17 protein-coding genes are annotated in these 19,946 nt (G+C 65.2%); 7 read left to right on the top strand and 10 right to left on the bottom strand.

Annotated features, from left to right (window positions below; translation table 11 throughout):
- The first annotated feature begins 192 nt into the window (after window positions 1-192).
- Window positions 193-1,881, top strand: coding sequence for a lactate permease LctP family transporter (locus FAS41_RS04705; RefSeq protein WP_138520470.1), 1,689 nt, complete (start codon window positions 193-195; stop codon window positions 1,879-1,881).
- 229 nt (window positions 1,882-2,110) lie between these two features.
- On the opposite strand, the gene arfB is transcribed toward FAS41_RS04705, so the two are convergent.
- Window positions 2,111-2,524, bottom strand: a complete 414-nt coding sequence (gene arfB / locus FAS41_RS04700; protein WP_138520469.1) for an alternative ribosome rescue aminoacyl-tRNA hydrolase ArfB — start codon at window positions 2,522-2,524, stop codon at window positions 2,111-2,113.
- Between the two features lie 369 nt (window positions 2,525-2,893).
- On the opposite strand from arfB, the gene FAS41_RS04695 reads away from it, so the two are divergent.
- On the top strand, window positions 2,894-3,688 hold the full coding sequence (locus tag FAS41_RS04695) for a nucleoside-binding protein (RefSeq protein WP_246084816.1): 795 nt from the start codon (window positions 2,894-2,896) through the stop codon (window positions 3,686-3,688).
- 182 nt (window positions 3,689-3,870) lie between these two features.
- On the opposite strand, the gene FAS41_RS04690 is transcribed toward FAS41_RS04695, so the two are convergent.
- The 4 genes from FAS41_RS04690 to hppD form a co-directional block, all read right to left on the bottom strand.
- Window positions 3,871-4,248, bottom strand: a complete 378-nt coding sequence (locus FAS41_RS04690) for an MliC family protein (protein WP_138520467.1) — start codon at window positions 4,246-4,248, stop codon at window positions 3,871-3,873.
- A 92-nt stretch (window positions 4,249-4,340) separates the two neighbouring features.
- The gene (locus FAS41_RS04685) at window positions 4,341-5,756 is read right to left on the bottom strand and encodes an amino acid permease (protein WP_138520466.1); all 1,416 of its coding nucleotides are present in this window, start codon (window positions 5,754-5,756) and stop codon (window positions 4,341-4,343) included.
- 100 nt (window positions 5,757-5,856) lie between these two features.
- Entirely contained in the window at window positions 5,857-6,498 is a 642-nt protein-coding gene (gene maiA, locus FAS41_RS04680; RefSeq protein WP_138520465.1) for a maleylacetoacetate isomerase, read from the bottom strand.
- 51 nt (window positions 6,499-6,549) lie between these two features.
- The gene (gene hppD / locus FAS41_RS04675) at window positions 6,550-7,632 is read right to left on the bottom strand and encodes a 4-hydroxyphenylpyruvate dioxygenase (protein WP_138520464.1); all 1,083 of its coding nucleotides are present in this window, start codon (window positions 7,630-7,632) and stop codon (window positions 6,550-6,552) included.
- Window positions 7,633-7,947: 315 nt separating this feature from the next.
- Between hppD and FAS41_RS04670 the strand changes: the two genes are divergently transcribed.
- From FAS41_RS04670 to FAS41_RS04660, 3 genes are all read left to right on the top strand, one after another.
- A complete protein-coding gene (locus FAS41_RS04670) occupies window positions 7,948-8,715 on the top strand; it encodes an AraC family transcriptional regulator (RefSeq protein ID WP_138520605.1) in 768 nt (255 codons plus the stop codon).
- Between the two features lie 674 nt (window positions 8,716-9,389).
- Window positions 9,390-9,551, top strand: a complete 162-nt coding sequence (locus tag FAS41_RS04665) for a DUF1427 family protein (protein WP_081754002.1) — start codon at window positions 9,390-9,392, stop codon at window positions 9,549-9,551.
- Window positions 9,552-9,588: 37 nt separating this feature from the next.
- Window positions 9,589-10,545 (top strand): quinone oxidoreductase family protein, encoded by a 957-nt coding sequence (locus tag FAS41_RS04660; protein WP_138520463.1) that lies wholly within the window; start codon window positions 9,589-9,591, stop codon window positions 10,543-10,545.
- A gap of 112 nt (window positions 10,546-10,657) precedes the next feature.
- On the opposite strand, the gene FAS41_RS04655 is transcribed toward FAS41_RS04660, so the two are convergent.
- Together FAS41_RS04655 and FAS41_RS04650 are read right to left on the bottom strand one after the other, a co-directional pair.
- Complete coding sequence (locus FAS41_RS04655; RefSeq protein ID WP_138520462.1) at window positions 10,658-11,446, bottom strand: iron-containing redox enzyme family protein; 789 nt, start codon at window positions 11,444-11,446, stop codon at window positions 10,658-10,660.
- 76 nt (window positions 11,447-11,522) lie between these two features.
- Window positions 11,523-13,973, bottom strand: coding sequence for an EAL domain-containing protein (locus tag FAS41_RS04650; protein ID WP_138520604.1), 2,451 nt, complete (start codon window positions 13,971-13,973; stop codon window positions 11,523-11,525).
- A gap of 364 nt (window positions 13,974-14,337) precedes the next feature.
- On the opposite strand from FAS41_RS04650, the gene FAS41_RS04645 reads away from it, so the two are divergent.
- Window positions 14,338-15,441: a helix-turn-helix transcriptional regulator gene (locus tag FAS41_RS04645; RefSeq protein ID WP_246084809.1), complete on the top strand. Its 1,104-nt coding sequence runs from the start codon at window positions 14,338-14,340 to the stop codon at window positions 15,439-15,441.
- A 124-nt stretch (window positions 15,442-15,565) separates the two neighbouring features.
- The gene (locus FAS41_RS04640; protein WP_138520461.1) at window positions 15,566-16,453 is read left to right on the top strand and encodes a class I SAM-dependent methyltransferase; all 888 of its coding nucleotides are present in this window, start codon (window positions 15,566-15,568) and stop codon (window positions 16,451-16,453) included.
- Here FAS41_RS04640 and FAS41_RS04635 read toward each other — a convergent pair whose 3' ends face one another.
- Genes FAS41_RS04635 through trhO form a run of 3 tightly spaced genes read right to left on the bottom strand, consistent with a single transcriptional unit; the run spans window position 16,454 to window position 19,814 of the window.
- Window positions 16,454-18,247: an ABC transporter ATP-binding protein gene (locus FAS41_RS04635; RefSeq protein ID WP_138520460.1), complete on the bottom strand. Its 1,794-nt coding sequence runs from the start codon at window positions 18,245-18,247 to the stop codon at window positions 16,454-16,456.
- On the bottom strand, window positions 18,240-18,875 hold the full coding sequence (locus tag FAS41_RS04630; protein ID WP_138520459.1) for a DsbA family protein: 636 nt from the start codon (window positions 18,873-18,875) through the stop codon (window positions 18,240-18,242). The genes FAS41_RS04635 and FAS41_RS04630 overlap by 8 nt, the downstream gene beginning before the upstream one ends.
- A 3-nt stretch (window positions 18,876-18,878) precedes the next feature.
- Entirely contained in the window at window positions 18,879-19,814 is a 936-nt protein-coding gene (gene trhO, locus FAS41_RS04625; protein WP_138520458.1) for an oxygen-dependent tRNA uridine(34) hydroxylase TrhO, read from the bottom strand.
- Window positions 19,815-19,946: the final 132 nt, after the last annotated feature.

Below are 19,946 nucleotides of genomic sequence, written 5' to 3'. Positions count from 1 at the left end.
GCGAGCCGGCGGCGACGTCCATCCAGGCTTGTCTGGATCGAGACCCGGAAGCCCCGCTACGCATTGCGTACCGGGGCTTTTTCAATGGGCGCCGTTGCGCCTTCGGTCCCGCGCACCGCCCAACCACTCACCACCGCTCGCGCACTTTCACCGCTGACGCTTTGCCTCCGACAACAACAAGGGACAACCCCCATGCAAACCTGGCAGCAGCTCTATACCCCCCTGGGCAGCCTCGGCCTGTCGGCCCTGGCGGCCCTGGTACCGATCATCTTCTTCTTCCTCGCCCTGGCGGTGTTCCGCCTCAAGGGCCATATCGCCGGCGCCATCACCCTGGTGCTGTCGCTGCTGATCGCCGTGACCGTCTACCACATGCCGGTGGACAAGGCGCTGGCTTCGGCGGTCTACGGCTTCTTCTACGGGCTCTGGCCGATCGCCTGGATCATCGTCGCGGCAGTATTCCTCTACAAGCTGACGGTGAAGAGCGGGCAGTTCGAGATCATCCGCAGCTCGGTGCTGTCGATCACCACCGACCAGCGTCTGCAGGTGGTGCTGATCGGTTTTTCCTTCGGCGCATTTCTCGAAGGCGCGGCGGGTTTCGGCGCACCGGTGGCGATCACCGCAGCGCTGCTGGTCGGTCTGGGCTTCAACCCGCTGTACGCAGCCGGGCTGTGCCTGATCGCCAACACCGCGCCAGTGGCTTTCGGCGCGCTGGGCATTCCGATCATCGTCGCCGGGCAGGTGTCGGGCGTGGATGCTTTCAAGATCGGCGCCATGGCCGGGCGGCAGCTGCCGATCCTCTCGGTGATCGTGCCTTTCTGGCTGGTGGCGATGATGGACGGCTGGCGCGGAGTGCGCGAAACCTGGCCGGCGCTGCTGGTGGCCGGTGGCACCTTCGCCATCAGCCAGTTCTTTACCTCCAACTTCATCGGCCCGGAGCTGCCGGACATCACCTCGGCACTGCTGAGCATGGTCTGCCTGACGCTGTTCCTGCGTGTGTGGCAGCCGGCGAACCTGCGCGAGACGGAGTTCTCCAGCATCAACGCCGATGGCACGGCGACGCTCGGTGGTCTGGGCGGCGGCGGGCAGCGCCAGGAGTCCGAGTACAGCCTGGGGCAGATCATCAAGGCCTGGTCGCCGTTCCTGATCCTCACCGTGCTGGTGACGATCTGGACCATGAAACCCTTCAAGGCGATGTTCCTGCCCGGCGGCGCACTGGAGAACTGGGTGGCAGTGATCGCCGTGCCCTACCTCGACCAGCTTGTCCTGAAGGCGGCGCCCATCGTCGCCAACCCGACGCCGATGCCGGCGATCTACAAGTTCGATCTGGTCTCGGCCAGCGGCACGGCGATCTTCCTCGCGGCGCTGATCTCCATGGCCATCCTGCGCATCGGCGTGAAGAGCGGCGCGGCGACCTTCGGCGAGACGCTGAAGGAGTTGAAGTGGCCGGTACTGACCATCGGCATGGTGCTGGCCTTTGCCTTCGTCACCAACTACTCCGGAATGTCCACCACCCTGGCGCTGGTGCTGGCGGGAACCGGAGCGGCCTTCCCGTTCTTCTCGCCGTTCCTCGGCTGGCTGGGGGTGTTCCTGACGGGGTCGGATACCTCGTCCAACGCCCTGTTCGGCTCATTGCAGGCGACCACCGCGCACCAGATCGGGGTCAGCGACACGCTGCTGGTGGCAGCCAACACCACCGGCGGGGTGACCGGCAAGATGATCTCGCCGCAGTCCATCGCCGTAGCCTGCGCAGCGACCGGCATGGTCGGGCGCGAGTCGGACCTGTTCCGTTTTACGGTCAAGCACAGCCTGATCTTCGCCGCGTTCATCGGGTTGATCACGCTGGCGCAGGCGTATGTGTTCACGGGGATGTTGGTGCACTGACGCTCGGCGATGCAGCTCCTGCTAGCGCAAGAGCCCCTCTCCCTAACCCTCTCCCTGAAGGGAGAGGGGACTGGTTCGGTGACTCGGATGAACGCAGGGTGTCAGCCGGTAACACCCAATTTTCAGCACCCGCCCATGCTTGAGGAGACTCGGAAACTCCCTCTCCCTTCAGGGAGAGGGCTGGGGAGAGGGAACAGCCCGGGCACCAGTATCCAATCGAACCACCGCCTCAGAAATCCACCTTCCCCCGCCCCGCCTTGATCGCTCCGCGCTTGTTCTTGCCTTCCAGGCGGCGTGTCTTCGAGCCCAGCGTCGGCTTGGTCGGTCGGCGCTTCTTCTGCACCACCGTGGCACTGCGGATCAACTCAGCCAGGCGCGCCAGGGCATCGTCGCGGTTCTGCTCCTGGGTGCGGAACTGCTGCGCCTTGATCACCACCACGCCGTCACTGGTGATGCGCTGGTCGCTCAGCGCCAGCAGGCGCTCCTTGTAGAACTCGGGCAGGGATGAGGCGCGGATATCGAAGCGCAGGTGCACGGCGCTGGACACCTTGTTGACGTTCTGTCCGCCGGCGCCCTGGGCGCGGATGGCGTTCAGCTCGATCTCGGCGTCGGGGATCTGCACGGTGTTGGAAATCTGCAGCATGGGGAGGATTCAGGGAGGAAATGATCGTCAGGATACCGCGCACCGCCGCGCCTGTCCCGAAGCCATACAGTTTGCCCCGCAGAGCCCGTTCCTGACTTTCGTGTCAATTTTTGTATACGACTTTGTGTACAAGTTTTTCTTGCAATGTCATCAATTCACCATTAGAACCCAGCCTGTCACCGACCGCAGTTAACCCTGCGGGACGCCGGTCCCGAAGCCGCAAAAACAAGAAAAATACAGAGGTGCAGCATGGTTTCATCCGCGACGACGGCCCTTGATGCCGCCCGCCCCCAACCGCGTTCCAGCCGCCGTCTGAGCAACGGCCGCCGGTTCGCCCTCGGTACAGCACTGGTGCTCGCCCCGCTGGGCATGGCGCAGGCCGAAGACGACCGCTTCTTCGAGTGGACCAGCAACACGCTGGGCTTCCGCTACGGCAAGGGCTTCACCAACCCCAACAACCCCCACGACATCAGCAAGCGCATCTTCAGCTTCAGCCATGCCGACGGTTACCGCTACGGCAGCAACTTCTTCCACCTCGATGTGCTGCAGTCCGACAGCGACGACCCGCGCAAGGGCACCGACCACGGCAGCAGCGAAGTCTACGGGGTGTTCCGCAGCCAGCTGTTCGCCTCGCGGGTGTTTGACGTGCCGCAAGGCAAGGGGCTGATCAAGGACCACGCGCTGACCTTCGGCTTCGATGCCAGCCGCAACAACAACGTCGCCTCGGCGAAGAAGCGCGCACTGGTGATCGGCCCGACCCTGAAGTTCAACGGCCCCGGCGTGCTGGACCTGTCGCTGTTCTACTACCGCGAGAAGAACCACTCGGGCATTCCCAACGTGAAGCACCCAGACCACACCTTCGACCCGACCTACATGGTCAACCTGACCTGGCTGCGGCCGTTCCAGCTGGGCGACCACGGGGCGAAGTTCCAGGGCTTCCTCAACTACACCGGGGAAAAGGGCGAGGACTACAACGACAACGACACCGCGCCGGAAACGCTGATCCGCACCTCGCTGATGTTCGCCACCCTGCCGGGCACCAAGCGCCAGCCTAACCTGTGGCTGGGTGTGGGCTACGAGTACTGGCACAACAAGTTCGGCGTGGACGGCGGGCGCGGCACCCGCACCTCGACGCCGACGGTGAACCTGGAGTTCACCTTCTGAGCGAGGGTTCGACGTAGGATGGGTGGAGCTTGCGATACCCATCGCCGATACCACGAAGAATTGATGGGTATCGCTTCGCTCCACACCATCCTACGGGCACTTCGGCCAACGCATTGAATGTTCCCGCCCATGAAAAAGCCCGGCATCCGCCGGGCTTTTTCATTCGTGCGCTGCAGGAAGAATCAGTTCTCCTTGCAGGCCACGCCATTGCTGGGCTCGCCGCCGGTCCACTCGTTGTAGAGGGTGGCGTCCTGGCCCTTGGTCCACCACACGTAGCGCCCCGCCGCGTAGCGGGCACCTGAGGCAGCGATGACGTTGCTGAACACCAGGGTCGAGGCGTCGGTCACCGGCACCACGGCCAGGCTGTTGTCGCCCTTGTTCAGGTACTGCACGCTGATCTTGCGGCCGTCTTCGCACTTGTACGAGACGCTGCGCGAATCCAGCTTGGCGTCGCCGGGCAGGACCAGCGCGTCGACCTGGGGCGCTTTCTTTTCTTCGCCGCCGCAGGCGACGAGGAGAACCGGCACGGCCGCCGCAAGCAGCCAAAGTGCTTTTTTCATGAGTATCCCTCTGACGAAAAATGGCCCGGTCACTCTAGGAAAGGTCGGGGCGCATGGTCAATCTCGAGCAGCCCGCCTCAAAGTCGGGATGCTCAGTCTGCCAACGCCCTCCGCACCTCGCCATGCACCGCACCCTGGCGCTTCAGGCGATAGCAGCCATACATCACCAGCAGCCACACCGGAATTGCATAGACCGACACCTGGATGCCCGGGGTGAGCAGCATGACGCCGAGGATGAACACCACGAAGCCAAGGCACAGCCAGTTGGCCGCCGGATACGCCACGGCGCGGAAGGCAGTGCGCTTGCCATCGGCATCCATGCGCGCGCGGAACTTCAGGTGTGCCAGGCTGATCATCGCCCAGTTGATCACCAGCGCGGCGACCACCAGCGACATCAGCAGCTCCAGCGCACGGGCCGGCACCAGGTAGTTCACCAGCACGGCGAGGAAGGTCACCGCCGCCGAAACCATCAGCGAGCGCACCGGCACGCCACGGCTGTCCACCTTGGCCAGGGCGCGCGGGGCGTCGCCCTGCTCCGCCAGGCCCACCAGCATGCGGCCGTTGCAGTAGGTACCGCTGTTGTAGACCGACAGCGCGGCCGTGAGCACCACGAAGTTGAGGACGTGGGCTGCGGTACTGCTGCCGATCATCGAGAAGATCTGCACGAAGGGGCTGCCGCTGTAGGAGTCGCCGGAGGCATTCAGGGTTTGCAGCAGACTGTCCCAAGGCGTCAGCGAGAGCAGCACGGTGAGCGCGCCGATGTAGAAGATCAGGATGCGGTAGATCACCTGGTTGATCGCCTTGGGGATCACCTTTTTCGGCTGGTCGGCCTCGGCGGCGGTGAAGCCGAGCATCTCCAGCCCGCCGAAGGAGAACATGATGATCGCCATGGCCATCACCAGCCCGCTGATGCCGTTAGGGAAGAAGCCGCCGTGGGCCCACAGGTTGCTCACCGCCGCCTGCTCACCGCCGGTGCCGCTGGCCAGCAGGTAGCAACCCAGGGCGATCATGCCGACGATGGCGGCGACCTTGATGATGGCGAACCAGAACTCCGTCTCGCCGAAGGCCTTCACGTTGAACAGGTTGATGGCGTTGACCACCACGAAGAAGATCGCCGCCGTGGCCCAGGTCGGTACATCCGGCCACCAGTAGTGGATGTACTTGCCCACTGCGGTGAGTTCCGACATGCCCACCAGGATGTACAGCACCCAACAGTTCCAGCCCGAGAGGAAGCCGGCGAAGCCGCCCCAGTACTTGTGCGCGAAGTGACTGAAGGAGCCGGCGACGGGTTCCTCGACGATCATTTCGCCGAGCTGGCGCATGATCAGGAAGGCGATGAAGCCGGCAATGGCATAGCCGAGGATCATCGACGGGCCGGCGGACTTGAGCACCCCGGCCGAGCCGAGGAACAGCCCGGTTCCGATGGCACCGCCCAGGGCAATCAGCTGGATATGGCGATTCTTCAGGCCGCGCTGGAGCTGGCCTGCGTGTTGAGTTTCACGCGTCATGCGTCACCTGTTGTTTTTATCTGTGACGGGAATCGGCCGCCCGGCTTGTGGCCAGGCGGTGCGGGCAAGGCAAGGCTAAAGAGCGGTGGAGCGAGGGGAATTACTGGGCGTCTGGCTGCACCTCCGGGGCGGCCTGCTGGAAGGCTTCGAGGGATTCGCAGCGCGCGGCGATGGCGAGCAGGCGCGGGCAGCCGGAAAGGTCGCACTCGAAGCGGCGAGCGTTGTACAGCTGGGGAATCAGGCAGGCCTCGAAGTAACCGGGGCGCTCGCCCAGTGACAATGGTCCGGTCCAGTTGGCGACGCCCTCTTCCACCGCACGCAAGCCGGTCTCGACCCAGTGGCGAATCCACTGGGTCTTCGCCTCGTCCGCCACACCCAGCGGGCCACTGAGGTACTGCAGCACGCGCAGGTTGTTCAGCGGGTGGATGTCGCAGGCGATGTGCAGGGACAGCGCGCGGACCTGGGCACGTTGCAGCGGATCGCGCGGCAGCAGGCCGGGTTGCGGGTGGGTTTCGTCGAGGTATTCGAGGATCGCCAGGGACTGGGCAATGCGCGCGTCGCCGTCCACCAGCAACGGCACCAGCTCCTGCGGATTGAGCGACTGGTACTCGACGGCATGCTGTTGCCCGCCGTCCTTCACCAGGTGCACCGGCACCTGGCGGTAGGCCAGGCCTTTCAGTCCGAGGGCGATGCGCACGCGGTAGGCAGCGCTGGAGCGCCAGTAGGAATACAGGGTGAGCATGGCGGTTCTCCGTAGGCGGCCGCGCGGATCTGGCGACCGCCCTCGATCAGGTTACTGCTCGGAGATCACGCCACGGCGAATCTGGTCTTCCTCGATGGATTCGAACAGGGCCTTGAAGTTGCCCTCGCCGAAGCCCTGGTTGCCCTTGCGCTGGATGATCTCGAAGAAGATCGGGCCGATCACCGTGTTGGTGAAGATCTGCAGCAGGATGCCGTCGTCGCCCGGCGCGCCGTCGATGAGGATGTTCAGCTCGCGCAGTTGCTCCAGCGGCTCGCCGTGGCCGGCGACACGGGTATCGACCTTGGCGTAATAGGTGTCCGGGGTGCTCATGAAGTCCACGCCGTTGGCGCGCAGCTGGCGCACGGTGGCATAGATGTCCTCGGTGGTCAGGGCGATGTGCTGGATGCCTTCGCCGTGGTATTCGCGGATGAATTCCTCGATCTGCGATTTGTCGTCCGCCGACTCGTTGATCGGGATGCGAATCTTCCCGCAAGGCGCGGTCATCGCGCGGGACAGCAGGCCGGTGAGCTTGCCTTCGATGTCGAAGTAGCGGATCTCGCGGAAGTTGGCGATACGCTCGTAGAAGCCTGACCAGACGTCCATCTGGCCGCGCTTGACGTTGTGGGTCAGGTGGTCGATGCACAACAGGCCGACGGCGTTATCGTTGGCGCTGCGGCCTTGGATGAACTCGAAGTCGACGTCATAGATGCTCTTGTCGCCATAACGGTCGACGAGATACAGCAGCGAACCGCCGATGCCTTCGACGCAGGGAATGTTCAGTTCGCCGAAATTGGCGTGGCTGCCCACCAGCTTGGCGCCCTGGGATTCGACGTAGGCGGCGGCCTGGGCTGCATTCTTCACCCGGAAGGCCATGGCGCAGGCGCTGGGACCGTGTTTTTTGGCAAACTCGTGGACGTGGCCGGTGGGGCTGCCGTTGAGCACGATGTTGATGTCGTTCTGCTGGAACAGGAAGACTTCCTTGGAACGGTGCTTGGCGGTCTCGGTGAAGCCCATGCCGGTGAACAGCTGGCGCAGCTGCTGGATGCCCTGGGCGTCAGGGGCGGTGAATTCGACGAACTCGAAGCCGTCGGTGCCGATGGGGTTGTGTTGTTCGATCTTGGTCACGGCGTTCATCCGGCCTCCTCGTTGTCGTTATCGGCTGGCTCGGCGCGGGGGCCGTCCAGGCGTCTGGAATGCCTTCATCACAACTGTCGCGGGGCTTTGGAACAAGCCGGGCGTCGAGGGTTTACGGCACGCTTGGCCGCAGAGCCCGGAAAGAAATCCTTACGCGCTGAAAAGCCCCGTGCGGCAAGCCGCCGCAGCGTAAAGAAATCGTGACAAGGTGGTGCGCCAGCCTGCCAGTGCGAGTGCCGCGCTCTCGTCAGGGCGCCGTGCGGCGGCTACCATGCGGCCCATCTCCCCTGCCCGAATGGGACTATGGCCCGCACTATGGCCCGCGCCGCTCCCCCTGATTTCGAAGCCACTCAGGCGACCCTGCGTGCGTTGGCCCGCAGCTATCCGCGCGGCTTGCACATCGAGCCGCACTCCCACGACTGGGGACAGGTGCTCTACGCCATGTCCGGGGTGATGTGGCTGGAAACGCCGTCCGAAGCGCTGCTGGTTCCGCCCAACCGCGCCGTTTGGCTACCGCCGCAGGTGCCCCACGGCATCCGGGTGGTCAGCGAGCTGCAGATGCGCAACATCTACCTGCGGCCAGGGACAGCGGATTCGCTCGGCGAGCAGGTGCAGGCCTTCGAGGTGGGCGGGCTGCTGCGCGAGCTGATCGTCACCCTGGTGCAGCACGAGAGCGAGCCCGACTCCGAGTATTACCAGGCGCTGTCGCAGCTGGCCGTGCTGGAGTTGCAACGCGCTCGCAGCCTGCTGTTGCGCGTGCCGCTGCCGGATGACTCCGACCGCCGCCTGCTGAGCCTGTGCCTGGCGGTGATGGCCGAGCCGAGCCAGGAAATTTCCTTCGAGCAGCACGCCGCCGACGCCGGCGCCAGCGTGCGCACCCTCGCCCGCCTGTTCCAGCGCAGCCTGGGCATGGGCTTCGCCCAGTGGCGGCGGCAGGTGCAGCTGGCCACGGCGGTAGCGCAGCTCAATGAAGGCCTCGCGGTGAGCCAGATCGCCCATGGGTTGGGGTATCAGCCGGGGAGCTTCAGCGAGATGTTCCGCCGTGAGCTGGGCGTGGCGCCTTCGGAATACTGCGCCCGGTAGGCCAGGCCTTTCGTAGGAGCGAGCTTGCTCGCGAACGGCATTGCACCGTGCCTTGCGGGTTCGCGAGCAAGCTCGCTCCTACAGGAAAAGCGTGCTTAACGCTCCGGCTCTGGCTCTGGCTCCGGCTTCTAGAAGACTTCCAGAGAAACATCCAGGCGCTCCGGAATGCCCCGTTCAGGAGGCCTCGTTGAATTGGAGTTTCAGGGGTTGAGCGACATGGATGTCGCGAGAGCTGCGATGGGCCAGGGATGGCCCTTCGCAGCGTGCCCCTGAAACTTCGATTCAACGAGGGGATTTTTCGCCTAAGCGAAAAACCGGATGTCCGGGGCAAGACCTTTGCCTTCTTTGGGGCGTTTGCCAAAGAAGGTCGCCCGAGGGGGCGAAACACTGAATTTGCGCGCAAGCCGTCGCGGCGCTGAAAACCTCAAGCCAACGCAGGACCGTAGGCCGCATTACCCGGAACGGGTTATGCGCTGATTACCTCGCGGCGGATAACGCTGGCGCGTTATGCACCCTACGATCGGGCCTCAGCCTTCTCGGGGGCCGGCACGCTCCTCCAATACCCTGTCCATCATCTGTCCGATATTCCGAAGCCAATGACCGGCGGCACCAAGGCGCGGCTCCTAGACTGGCTCCATTCCCGCCAGCCGCCGGAACCATCCACGGAGGACACCATGAGCTACCTGATCTCCCTGGCCATCGGCATCGCCGTCGGCCTCGCCTACCACTTCCTCGACTTCCGCTCGCCAGCGCCACCGCTGGTGGCGCTGGTCGGCCTGCTGGGCATGCAGATCGGCGAGAACGCCCTGCCGCTGCTGACCCGCTGGTTCCACTGATTTCCTCATCTACCACTGATTGCCAAGGACCCGAACCATGAAAGCCCTGCAATTCGACCGCACCGGCGACCTCGCCGCCCTGAGCTTCACAGACATCGCCGACCCGCTGCCCGCCACCGACGAAGTGCTGGTGGAAGTCCACGCCGCCGGCCTGAACCCCAGCGACGTGAAGAACGTCCTTGGCCGCTTCCCCTACACCACCCTGCCGCGCGTGCCGGGCCGCGACTTCGCCGGCACCGTGGTGAAAGGTCCGGCCGAACTGCTGGGCAAATCTGTCTGGGGCACCGGCAAGGGCCTGGGCTTCACCCGCAACGGCAGCCACGCCCAGCTGATGAGCGTGCCGGTCGGCGGTGTGGCGCTGATGCCCGAGCGCATGAGCTTCGCCCAGGCCGCCAGCTGCGGCGTGCCTTTCACCACCGCCTGGGACGCGCTTGAGCGCAGCCAGGTCGGTGCTGGTACCCGCCTGCTGGTGATCGGTTCCGGTGCCGTCGGCGCGGCGGCCATTTCCCTGGCCAAGGCCCGTGGCGCCCAGGTGCTGGGCGCGGTACGTCGTGCCGAATCGCAGGTGGAATTGCAGGCCCAGGGCGTGCCGAGCATTCTGCTGGGCTCGGCGGACACTCTGGCGGCGCAGGTGGAAGAGCACTTCGCCGGCGGCGCCGAGGTGATCTTCGATACCACCGGTTTCTGGCTGCCCGCCGCCGTCTCCGCCTTGGCCACCTTCGGCCGCATCGCCATCATTGCCGCGCCGGTGGACGGCCACGTGCAACTGCCGGCCCTGGCGCTGTATCGCCGTGGCGGTTCGGTGGTGGGGGTGAATTCGCTGCTGTACGACACAGTCGCCTGCGCCGCGATGCTGCGCCAGTTCGGCCAGTGGTTCGACGACGGCAGGCTGCCGCTGCCCACCGGCCTGCGCGAAGTGCCGCTGAGCGAGGGCGTGCAGCGCTACCGCGAGATCAATGAAGGCAGCAGCGAGAAGATCATTCTCGTGCCTTGAGGCTGATTTTGACTTCGGTGAAGAGCCCTCACCCCGGCCCTCTCCCTTCAGGGAGAGGATTGGGGAGAGGGCGCACCCCGCGCCAAATCGTCAGGCAAGCCCCGCGAAACCCCTACCCCGCCACCTGCATCGACGTCCTGCGCGCCCCACCCTGTGCCTGCTCCAGCGCCAGGCACTGGTCGAGGAACATGCGCATGTAGCCGTAGCTCTTGCAGATCGCCTCGCGCAGCGCCAGGCAGCGCGGCATGGCGAGCTGCGGACCGCAGAGGGTGCAGATGATCTCCAGGGCTTCCCAGGGATGATCGTCGTCATAGCGGGCGTGCATCTTCAGCCAGCGCATGGCGTCCTTGCGGGTGCCAGCCGGCAGCGTGCGTTCGTAGGTATCCGTGGAGCACACCAGCGCCGACCAGTCGCCAGTCGCACCTTCGATGGCGTAGTTGGTGGCCGCCATGGCCAGGGCCAGTTCCTCGGTAGCGCAGCTGTGCCAGCACCAGTGGCCAAGGGCATGGAGTTCGGCGGGCACCAGCTGGGCCTTGAGTTCGGCCAGGGTCACACCATAGGCCTCGGCCCAGCGCACCCAGTAGTCGGCGTGATTCAGCTCGACGCGGATATTGCGCATCAGCCAGCGTCGCGCCATGTCTTCGCCGGGGCTACGGCCGAAACGGGTCTTGAGCAGGTTGTGGGACATGTACAGGGGGAACTGCTCCACCACCTGCCAGCCGCCAATGAGGAAGGCACGCAGGGTCTGCCGGCTCAGCTGGCCGTCGCGCATGCGCGCATAGAAGGGATGCTCGACCACCGACAGACGGCTGGTTTCGCACTCCTGCACCAGGCGCTGGGCCCAGTGTGGATAGCTGGAAAGCTCCTTGAGCGGCCCACTACGAACAAAGGTGTCGTTCATCCAAGGCTCCGTTGCTGGTCAATCCATGCAAGCACCGGTAATTCAGGCCTCAGGTTAGTCCTGTCCTGGCGGCACGTCACCGTCCGGAGGTTGTGTCGGATGCTACGGCTGCGACGTGCGTCTCACGCAGGAAGCTCCGATTGAAGGGTTGCGGCCGGGCCAAACCGTAACCCTGGGCGTAATCGATGCCGATTTCCCGCAGCACTTCGAGGATTTCCTGCGTCTCGACGAACTCCGCCACCGTGCGCTTGCCCATCACGTGGCCGATCTGGTTGATCACCTGAACCATGGCGCGGTCGATGGGGTCTTCGAGCATGTCCTTGATGAAGCTGCCGTCGATCTTCAGGTAGTCCACCGGCAGGTGCTTGAGGTAGACGAAGGAGGACATGCCGGCACAGAAGTCGTCCAGCGAGAAGCGATAACCCAGCGCCTTGAGCTCCTGAATGAAGCGCGTGGCGTTGACCAGGTTGGCGATGGCGCTGGTCTCGGTGATCTCGAAGCACACGCTCGAAGGTTCGATGCCGTAGCGCGGCTGCACTTCGCGGAGGAAGTCGAGGAAGGTGTCGTCACCGATGGTCGCGCCAGAGAGGTTGATGGCGCAGGTATGGATCGGTTCGTAACCACCCTCGGCATTGCGCTCGGCCAGGGTCCGGAAGGCATTCTCGACCACCCAGCGGTCGATTTCCGGCATCAGCCCGTAGCGCTCGGCGGCGGGGATGAAGTTGATCGGCGCCACCAACCGGCCGCACTCGTCGTTCAGACGCAGCAGCAACTCGACGTGGGCGCCCTCCCTCACGCGGTCGTCGACCGGGAAGATCGATTGGGCATAGAGACAGAAACGCTCCTCCTCCAGCCCCTGGCGGATACGTTGCACCCAGGCCATCTCGCCGACGCGGTTGGACAACTCGGTATCATCCGGACGAAACACCTGGGCCCGATTGCGACCCTTCTCCTTGGCCATGTAGCACGCCATGTCGGCGCAGCGTAGCGCCTCCTCCACCGACACCAGCATGGCGGAAATATGCACCACACCGATGCTGACGGTGATGTTGAAGCCACGACCTTCCCACATGAAGTGCAGTGCCTGCACGGTCAGGCGGATGCGTTCGGCGATCTGCACCGCCATGTCCGGCGGACAGTGTTCCAGGAGGATGCCGAACTCGTCGCCACCCAGGCGCGCCAGGGTGTCGCCATCACGCAGGCACTGCTGCAGCACGGAACAGACCTGGCGCAGCAGCTCATCGCCGGCGGCATGGCCACAGGTGTCGTTGACCAGCTTGAACTGGTCCAGGTCCAGGTACATCAGCGAGTGCTGGTCGTGGGAGTCGGCCGAACTCTCCAGTGCCTGCTTGAGGCGGAATTCGAATTCACGGCGATTGGTCAGGCCGGTCAGGGCATCGTGTGTGGCCTGCCACGACAGGCTGGCCATGTACTGGCGCTCGCGGGTCATGTCGTGCAGCACCAGCACCACGCCGACCACGCGGCCTTCGGCGTGGATGGGCGTGGCCACCAGCGTCACCGCAACGCTGGTGCCGTCCAGGCGCTGGATGAGCTTGCTGGTCTCGCTGCCGCCATCCACTTCGCCGCGCAGGATCTGCCCCACCAGCGGCAGGCCCTCGGTCTGTGAGTTCTCGTCGAGTATCCGCAGCAGCGAACGCAGCGGCAGGCCGACAGCCATTGAGTTGTCCCACCCGATCAGGCGTTCCGCTGCCGGGTTGAAGTAGGCAATGCACTCGTGTTCGTCGAGGGTGACCACACCGTCGCCGATGGCCGCCAGGGTGGTCTGCGCACGCTCCCTCTCGGTGTCCAGGGCACTTTCGAAGGCGCGCTGCTGGTGCAGCAGCTTGCGCGTGCGCCAGACCGCCAGGAGTATCAGTGCCAGGCCGGTCAACCCGTTGGCCGCCAGCAGCACCCACATGATCATCCGCGAGCCCTGCCCCAGTGCGGCGGAGAAGGCCATGGCGGCCGGCGTAACGCCGTCATTGATGGCCTGGATGCGGCTGTTCCAGTAGCTCAGGTCGCCCGGGCGGACGTCGTTGGCGCGGATCTTCGCGCTCATCTCGTCGGCCAGATGCTCCAGCTGGTCGAGGTAGGCGTCACCGATGATCCACATCTTCACGGCCTGGTCGAAGTAGCTGTACTCGTGGAAATAGCGGTACAGCCAGATCAGCGCGCCGACATCATCGGGATGAATTCCGCCCTGCAGCGCGCCGGCGCGGGCCAGTTCCAGGTCGGGTTGGCTGAGGTCGAGGGCGGCGCGGAAGGTACGGTCGCCCTGGGGAATCGCAATGGCGGTGCGGTAACGCTCGTAATCCGCCGCGTCACGGCTCTGTCCGTAGAGTTGCAGGTAGTGGATGGCGTCCTTCTGGCCCTTGGACCAGAGGCTCTCGCCGCCGACATAGGCGCGCACCCCCGAGAGGATAAAGAAGCTGCCACTGCCAATCAGCGTCTGTAGCAGGACCACGACCATGAATGGCCAGACCAGCTTGAGCAGGCGCGTCGTACGCCGGGTCGGCAACAGCCCCATTGCATCCATAACCAGTTTCGACTTCCTTCTTCTGATCCCTGCCAGGCCACAGGGGAGCAGCTACCACTCCACCTCGGGGACTTCTCTGTCAGGCCGCCCCTTCCTTAACTTCTAGCCGATCACAGGAAATCCTCAAACCGAAGGGCATGACGCTTGGTCGGCTGGAGGCTCACCGTCCGGCGGAAAGATGAGGACCGAGGAGCGCTAAGCACCTTCCGTCGCCTGCCTGCCTTACCCGCCCGGCAGCCGATTAGTGGCCTTGCGACAGCGAAGGCCATGTGCCATACCTCAGCCGATCGTGCATTCTGCAAAGTGCAATCTGCATGATGAAAAGTGCCATCCGCAAACAACCGATGGAGCGACCATGCCACGGCGGGATATGGACAGGCGGTACGACCAGCTGGTGGGCCTGACCTACGAGTGTGTGCTCGACGAGGGCAACTGGCTGCCACTGCTGACCGAGCTGATCTGCGCCAGCGGCCGCCAGCAGGGCGCCCTGCTGTTCTGGGACCAGACCGAGAGCGGTGCGCTGGCCAGCGAGATCAACCTCTGCGATCCCGGCGCCATCGAGACCTACAACCGCGAGTTCTGCACCATCGACCCGTCCAAGGGTTTCATGCTGCACCGCCCGGTCGGCCACTGGTATCACGACCGCGAGGAGTACGGCCCGCAGCGAATGGCCCGCGACCCTTATTACCAGGAATTCCAGCGCCCCAACGGCATGCACAACGTGTCCTGCCTGAAGCTCAGCGAGGAGGCCAATTCCGGCGTCTACCTGTCAGTGCTGACCAGTCTCGGCGCACGCTACCCCGACCCGCAGGAGCAGACCCTGCTGGCCCGCCTGAGCGAGCACCTGACTCGCGCCGCGCGGATGTTCGGGCGCATCGACGAGATGCGCCAGCAACTGGCCCACCGCGACCTGCTGCTGGACCAGCACCCCACGCCGTTGTGGCTGCTCGAAGGCAACGCCCGCGTGCTCTACGCCAACCAGGCCGCGCAGCAGCGGCTCGGGCTGCGTGCGGGCCTGTTCCATGAAATCTTCGGCCGCCTGCACTGCCGCCAGCACGACGCGAAACTCCAGGCCCTGGTACGCCACGCTGCGCCTCGCACCGGCAAAGGCAAGGCCGGCTGGCTGCCACTGGGCGATGGCAGCGGGCAGGAACTGCTGGTCACCCCAGTGCCTGCCGAAGCGAACTTCAACCACCCCTTCCAGCGCCCGCTGGTGCTGCTGGCGCTGCTCGATGCGCATCGCCAGAGCCGCCTGCTGGGCGAACTGTTCGGCCTCACTCCGGCCGAGCAGCGCCTGGGCGACCTGCTGGTACGGGGGCTGATGCCCGAACAATGCGCCGACCAGCTCGGCACTTCGATCAATACGGTGCGCAGCCAGCTGCGTGCGTTGTTCCGCAAGACCCACACCAGCCGCCAGGCCGAACTGGTCAGCCTGCTGGTGCGGCTCGGGCAACGCTGAATTTTCGCGGCCGTCATTCATTCAGATGATGGCCCGGGGCCAACCGCCCCCTAAGGTGTTGGACGGATCACCGGCCAGGCCGGTGGCGCTTTCTTCTCACTGAGCGGTATCCCAGGTGGACGGCATGGACAACGGCACCCAGCAGAATCCGAACTCGCTAACCGAAGCCATCGAGCAACTCGAACAGCAGCTGCGTCACCTCAGGGATGACGAGACGGGCCTGCTGGCGCTCGCCACCGGCAGCGCACCGCCGGGCGAAGCCCCGCGCGTAGTGCCCTTCCCCCGGCGTCGCGAACGACCGATGGGTGAAGGCGCCGGCAATGCCGTGCTGATGGACTACCTCTACGGCATCGACAGCACCCTGCGCTCGCTGCTGCCCGACGGGCCTACCGAGGAGTTGTTCCGCTACGCCAGCTCCGCCCCCGCCTCCCGCGCACTGCGCTCGCGCCGCCAGTTGCTGGCAAGGGAGATCGACCGCTGCTGCGACCAGCTCAGCGGCCAGGCGCGCATCCTCTGCGTGGGCTGCGGGCACCTGCGCGAGGTCGAGCTGGCGCGCTCGTTGCGCCATGGCCAGTTCCGCCAGTTCACCGCGCTGGATGCGCAGGCGCTGTCCCTGCAGACGGTGGAAGCCAGCTACGCCGCGCTCGGCATCCAGACACAGCAGTGCAACCTCGATGACCTGTTCTACGGACGCCAGGATCTCAGCCATTTCGACCTGATCTACTCGCCGGGCCTGTACGAGGTGCTGGACGACCACGACGCCCGCGACCTGACCCGCAACCTCTTCGCCCGCCTGCTGCCCGGCGGACGCCTGCTGATGGGCAACTTCCTCCCCGGCGTGCCGGACATCGCCTACCTCGAAGGCCTGCTGGACTGGCACCCACACTACCGCAGCGACGCCTGCCTGCTCGACCTGCTGCTGGGCATTCCCTACAACGACATCGGCAGCGCGCGGGTCTTCCACGACCTGGGCAATTGCGTGGCCTTCCTCGAAGTCACCCGCTACGGCTGATCAGCTCTGCTGCAGGTACCCATACAGGCGCGCGTAGAGCCCGCCTTCGGCGATGAGTTGCTGGTGGTCGCCATCCTCGGCAATACGCCCGCCGTCGAATACCAGCACGCGGTCGGCCTGTTTCACCGCGGACAGGCGGTGGGCGATGATCAGCGTGGTGCGACCTTCGAGGAAGCGCTCCAATGCCTGGTGCAAGGCGTATTCGGTGGCGGCGTCGAGGGCGGAGGTCGCCTCGTCGAGGATCACCACCTTGGGTTCGGCAAGTACCATGCGCGCAATCGCCAGGCGCTGGCGCTGGCCACCGGAGAGCCGCACACCGGAGCGCCCAACCACACTGTCCAGCCCCTGCGGCAGGGCACGGATGGTGTCTGCCAGCTGTGCCACTTCCAGCGCACGCCAGCAGGCTTCGTCACCGCGCTCCCGGCCCATGGTCAGGTTGGCGCGCACCGTGTCGTTGAACAATGCCGGGTGCTGCAGCACAACCGCCACCTGCTCGCGCACGCAATCCAGACCGATCTCTTCCAGCGCCGCGCCACCGTAGCGGATGCAGCCGGACTGAGGCTGGTAGAGGCCCAGCAGCAGCTGCACCAGGGTGCTCTTGCCGCCGCCACTGGCACCGACGATGGCGACCTTCTCGCCGGGGGCGATATCCAGGTCAAGGCCATCCAGCACGCGTTCGTCGCGGTAGGCGAAGCTCAGGTCGCGCACCTGGATACCAACGCTGGTGTGCCCGGCGAACGGATCACGGCGGTGCTCGTAATGCGGCTCGTCGGCGCGCGCCAGCAACTCGTTGATGCGGGTCAGCGCGCCGCCGGCGGCGTAATAGGCGTACTGCAGGCTGAGCAGCTGCTCCACCGGGCCGATCATGAACCAGAGGTAGCTGAACACCGCGAGCATCTGGCCGATGGACAGGTCGGAAAACAATACGGTGACCATCGCTGCGGCACGGAACAGGTCGATACCGAACTGGAACAGCAGGCCGCTGGCACGCCCGGCGGCGTCGCTCTTCCACTGCGAGGCAACGGCGTAGTCGCGCACCTCGCGGGCACGCACACCCAGGCGGCCGAGGAAGAAGCCCTGGCGGTTGCCGGCACGCACTTCCTGGATGGCTTCGAGGGTTTCGGTCAGTGCCTGGGTGAAGCGCGAGGTGCTGTCGTTCTCCAGCTTCTTCAGGTGCTTCACGCGCTTGCCCAGCTGCACCGTGGCGAAGATCACCAGCGGGTTGAACAACAGGATCAGCAGCGCCAGTTTCCAGTGCATCCAGATCAGGATGCCGGCGGTGCCGCAGAGGGTCAGCAGCGCCACCAGGAAGCGGCTCAGGGTGTCGCCGACGAACTTGTCGAGGGTATCGAGATCGGTCACCAGATGCGCGCTGACCGAGCCACCGCCGAGGGTCTCGTACTCGACCAGGGCGATGCGTTTCAGCCGCTCGATCAGGCGCAGGCGGATGCGGTACACCACGTCCTTTGACAGCCGCGCGAACAGCTTGGCCTGCAGCACGTTGAACACCAGCGCGCAGCTGCGCAGCACGAGGGTCACCAGCAGCATCAGGCCGATATAGCCGACCGGTTTGTGCCAGCCGTCAGGCAGCCAGTGGTTCATCACCTGCAGGGCGGCATCACCCTTGCCCAACAGCACCTCATCGACCAGCAGCGGCAGCAGCAGCGGGATCGGTACGCTGCAGGCGGTCGCCAGTACGGCGACCAGGTTGGCGAGGATCAGAGCCTTGCGATGACGGAACGCGAGCCGGCGAATCTCCGCCCAGCTCAGGCGGTCAGCGGACAGCTCAGGCATGCCGCCCGCGCTCCAGCCAACGATCCAGCAGCGGCGCCAGTTCGCTCAGCGGCTGGTAGCCGTTGGTCAGCAGGGCCAACTGGCCATCGCGTTCGGCCAACACTGTGGGAAAGCCGGCGATACCCAGGTCGCGTGCCCAGGAAAAATCGGCCAGGGTCGCCAGGTGGTTGTCCTGGCTGTCGAAGGCTTCGGCAAACTCGATGCGCGGCAGGCCGACCTGTTCGGCCAGCTCGGTGAGCACGCTGGCCTGGGTGACGTCGCGGCCTTCGGCGTAGAAGGCGCGCTGGATTTCGCCAACCAGCGCCCAGGCGCAGTCCTCGTCCAGGCGGCGTGCGGTGACCACCGCCCGGCAGGCCGGCTCGGTGTCGTAGACGAAACCCTCAGGCAGGGCGTTTTCGAAGCGGAACGGCTGGCCGGTGGCTTCATGCACCGCCTGCCAGTGTTCGAGGATGTAGCGCTTGGTGGTCGGTTCCAGCGCGGCGCCCTGCCCCGTGCGCAGCCCGCCCATCACCAGCGCCAGCGGCACGCCCGCGGCGCGCGCCTGCTCCACCAGCTTCCCGGCGACCGGAGCGAAGCCCCAGCACCAGGAGCACATCGGGTCCATCACGTAGAGCAGGCGGCTGGTCATGGATCAGCTCTCCGCACGGGGATCACGGCCAATGGGGTGCGGCTGGTTGCGCTCGCGCGCCAGCTCGATCTGCTTCTGCCGCTCGCGGGCACTGGCGCGGGTCTTCTCCGACAGCGAGTCCCAGCAGTGCGGGCAGCTGATGCCGGGCGCGTAATGTTCCGAGGCGCGATCCTCGACCGAGATCGGGTTGCGGCAGGCATGGCACTGATCGTAGTCGCCTTCGGTCAGGTCATGGCGCACGGTCACGCGGTTGTCGAACACGAAGCAGTCGCCGCGCCAGAGGGTCTCGGCCTCGGGCACTTCCTCCAGGTACTTGAGGATGCCGCCCTTGAGATGGAACACCTCTTCGAAGCCTTCGTTGAGCATGTAGCTCGAGGCCTTCTCGCAGCGGATGCCGCCGGTGCAGAACATCGCGACCTTCTTGTGCTTCGCCGGGTCGTAATGCTCGCGGATGTAGTCGGGAAACTCGCGGAACGACTTGGTCTTCGGGTCGATGGCGCCCTCGAAGGTGCCGATGGCCACTTCGTAGTCATTACGGGTATCGATCAGCAGGACTTCCGGATCGGAGATCAGCGCGTTCCAGTCCCTGGGCTCGACGTAGGTACCGACCTGCGCGTTCGGGTCCACGCCCGGCACGCCAAGGGTGACGATTTCCTTCTTCAGCTTGACCTTGGTGCGGTAGAAGGGCTGTTCGTCGCAGTAGGACTCCTTGTGGTCCACGTCGGCCAGGCGCGGGTCGGTGCGCAGCCAGGCGAGCAGGCCGTCGATGCCGGCGCGGGTGCCGGAGACGGTGCCGTTGATGCCTTCCTCGGCGAGCAGCAGAGTGCCCTTCACGCCGTTATCCAGCAGGGTCTGCAGCAGGGGTTCGCGCAGGGCGACGTAATCGGGCAGGGAGACGAACTTGTACAACGCCGCGACGACGATTCTTTCGGTGGTCATGCATCACTCCAGTGGTCGCCCGCGTAATGGGCGGACCGGGCTCTTTGGATCGACAGCCTGAAACGACAGCGGAATCAGAAGCTGAAAATGACAGCGCCGGCCAAAGGCCGGCGCTGGGTATCGCATTCTACA

It is taken from the genome of Pseudomonas nicosulfuronedens (genome assembly GCF_005877905.1).
In the GTDB taxonomy this organism is placed as follows: Bacteria; Pseudomonadota; Gammaproteobacteria; order Pseudomonadales; family Pseudomonadaceae; genus Pseudomonas; species Pseudomonas nicosulfuronedens.
Note: the sequence above shows the minus strand (reverse complement) of the source record. Positions and strands in the feature narration are given on the sequence as shown.

Bases quoted from the DNA above. Each gene is read 5' to 3' on its own strand.
- FAS41_RS04705 (WP_138520470.1), top strand. From the start codon at position 193: ATGCAAACCTGGCAGCAGCTCTATACCCCCCTGGGCAGCCTCGGCCTG.
- arfB (WP_138520469.1), bottom strand. From the start codon at position 2,524: ATGCTGCAGATTTCCAACACCGTGCAGATCCCCGACGCCGAGATCGAG.
- FAS41_RS04695 (WP_246084816.1), top strand. From the start codon at position 2,894: ATGGCGCAGGCCGAAGACGACCGCTTCTTCGAGTGGACCAGCAACACG.
- FAS41_RS04690 (WP_138520467.1), bottom strand. From the start codon at position 4,248: ATGAAAAAAGCACTTTGGCTGCTTGCGGCGGCCGTGCCGGTTCTCCTC.
- FAS41_RS04685 (WP_138520466.1), bottom strand. From the start codon at position 5,756: ATGACGCGTGAAACTCAACACGCAGGCCAGCTCCAGCGCGGCCTGAAG.
- maiA (WP_138520465.1), bottom strand. From the start codon at position 6,498: ATGCTCACCCTGTATTCCTACTGGCGCTCCAGCGCTGCCTACCGCGTG.
- hppD (WP_138520464.1), bottom strand. From the start codon at position 7,632: ATGAACGCCGTGACCAAGATCGAACAACACAACCCCATCGGCACCGAC.
- FAS41_RS04670 (WP_138520605.1), top strand. From the start codon at position 7,948: ATGGCCCGCGCCGCTCCCCCTGATTTCGAAGCCACTCAGGCGACCCTG.
- FAS41_RS04665 (WP_081754002.1), top strand. From the start codon at position 9,390: ATGAGCTACCTGATCTCCCTGGCCATCGGCATCGCCGTCGGCCTCGCC.
- FAS41_RS04660 (WP_138520463.1), top strand. From the start codon at position 9,589: ATGAAAGCCCTGCAATTCGACCGCACCGGCGACCTCGCCGCCCTGAGC.
- FAS41_RS04655 (WP_138520462.1), bottom strand. From the start codon at position 11,446: ATGAACGACACCTTTGTTCGTAGTGGGCCGCTCAAGGAGCTTTCCAGC.
- FAS41_RS04650 (WP_138520604.1), bottom strand. From the start codon at position 13,973: ATGGGGCTGTTGCCGACCCGGCGTACGACGCGCCTGCTCAAGCTGGTC.
- FAS41_RS04645 (WP_246084809.1), top strand. From the start codon at position 14,338: ATGCCACGGCGGGATATGGACAGGCGGTACGACCAGCTGGTGGGCCTG.
- FAS41_RS04640 (WP_138520461.1), top strand. From the start codon at position 15,566: ATGGACAACGGCACCCAGCAGAATCCGAACTCGCTAACCGAAGCCATC.
- FAS41_RS04635 (WP_138520460.1), bottom strand. From the start codon at position 18,247: ATGCCTGAGCTGTCCGCTGACCGCCTGAGCTGGGCGGAGATTCGCCGG.
- FAS41_RS04630 (WP_138520459.1), bottom strand. From the start codon at position 18,875: ATGACCAGCCGCCTGCTCTACGTGATGGACCCGATGTGCTCCTGGTGC.
- trhO (WP_138520458.1), bottom strand. From the start codon at position 19,814: ATGACCACCGAAAGAATCGTCGTCGCGGCGTTGTACAAGTTCGTCTCC.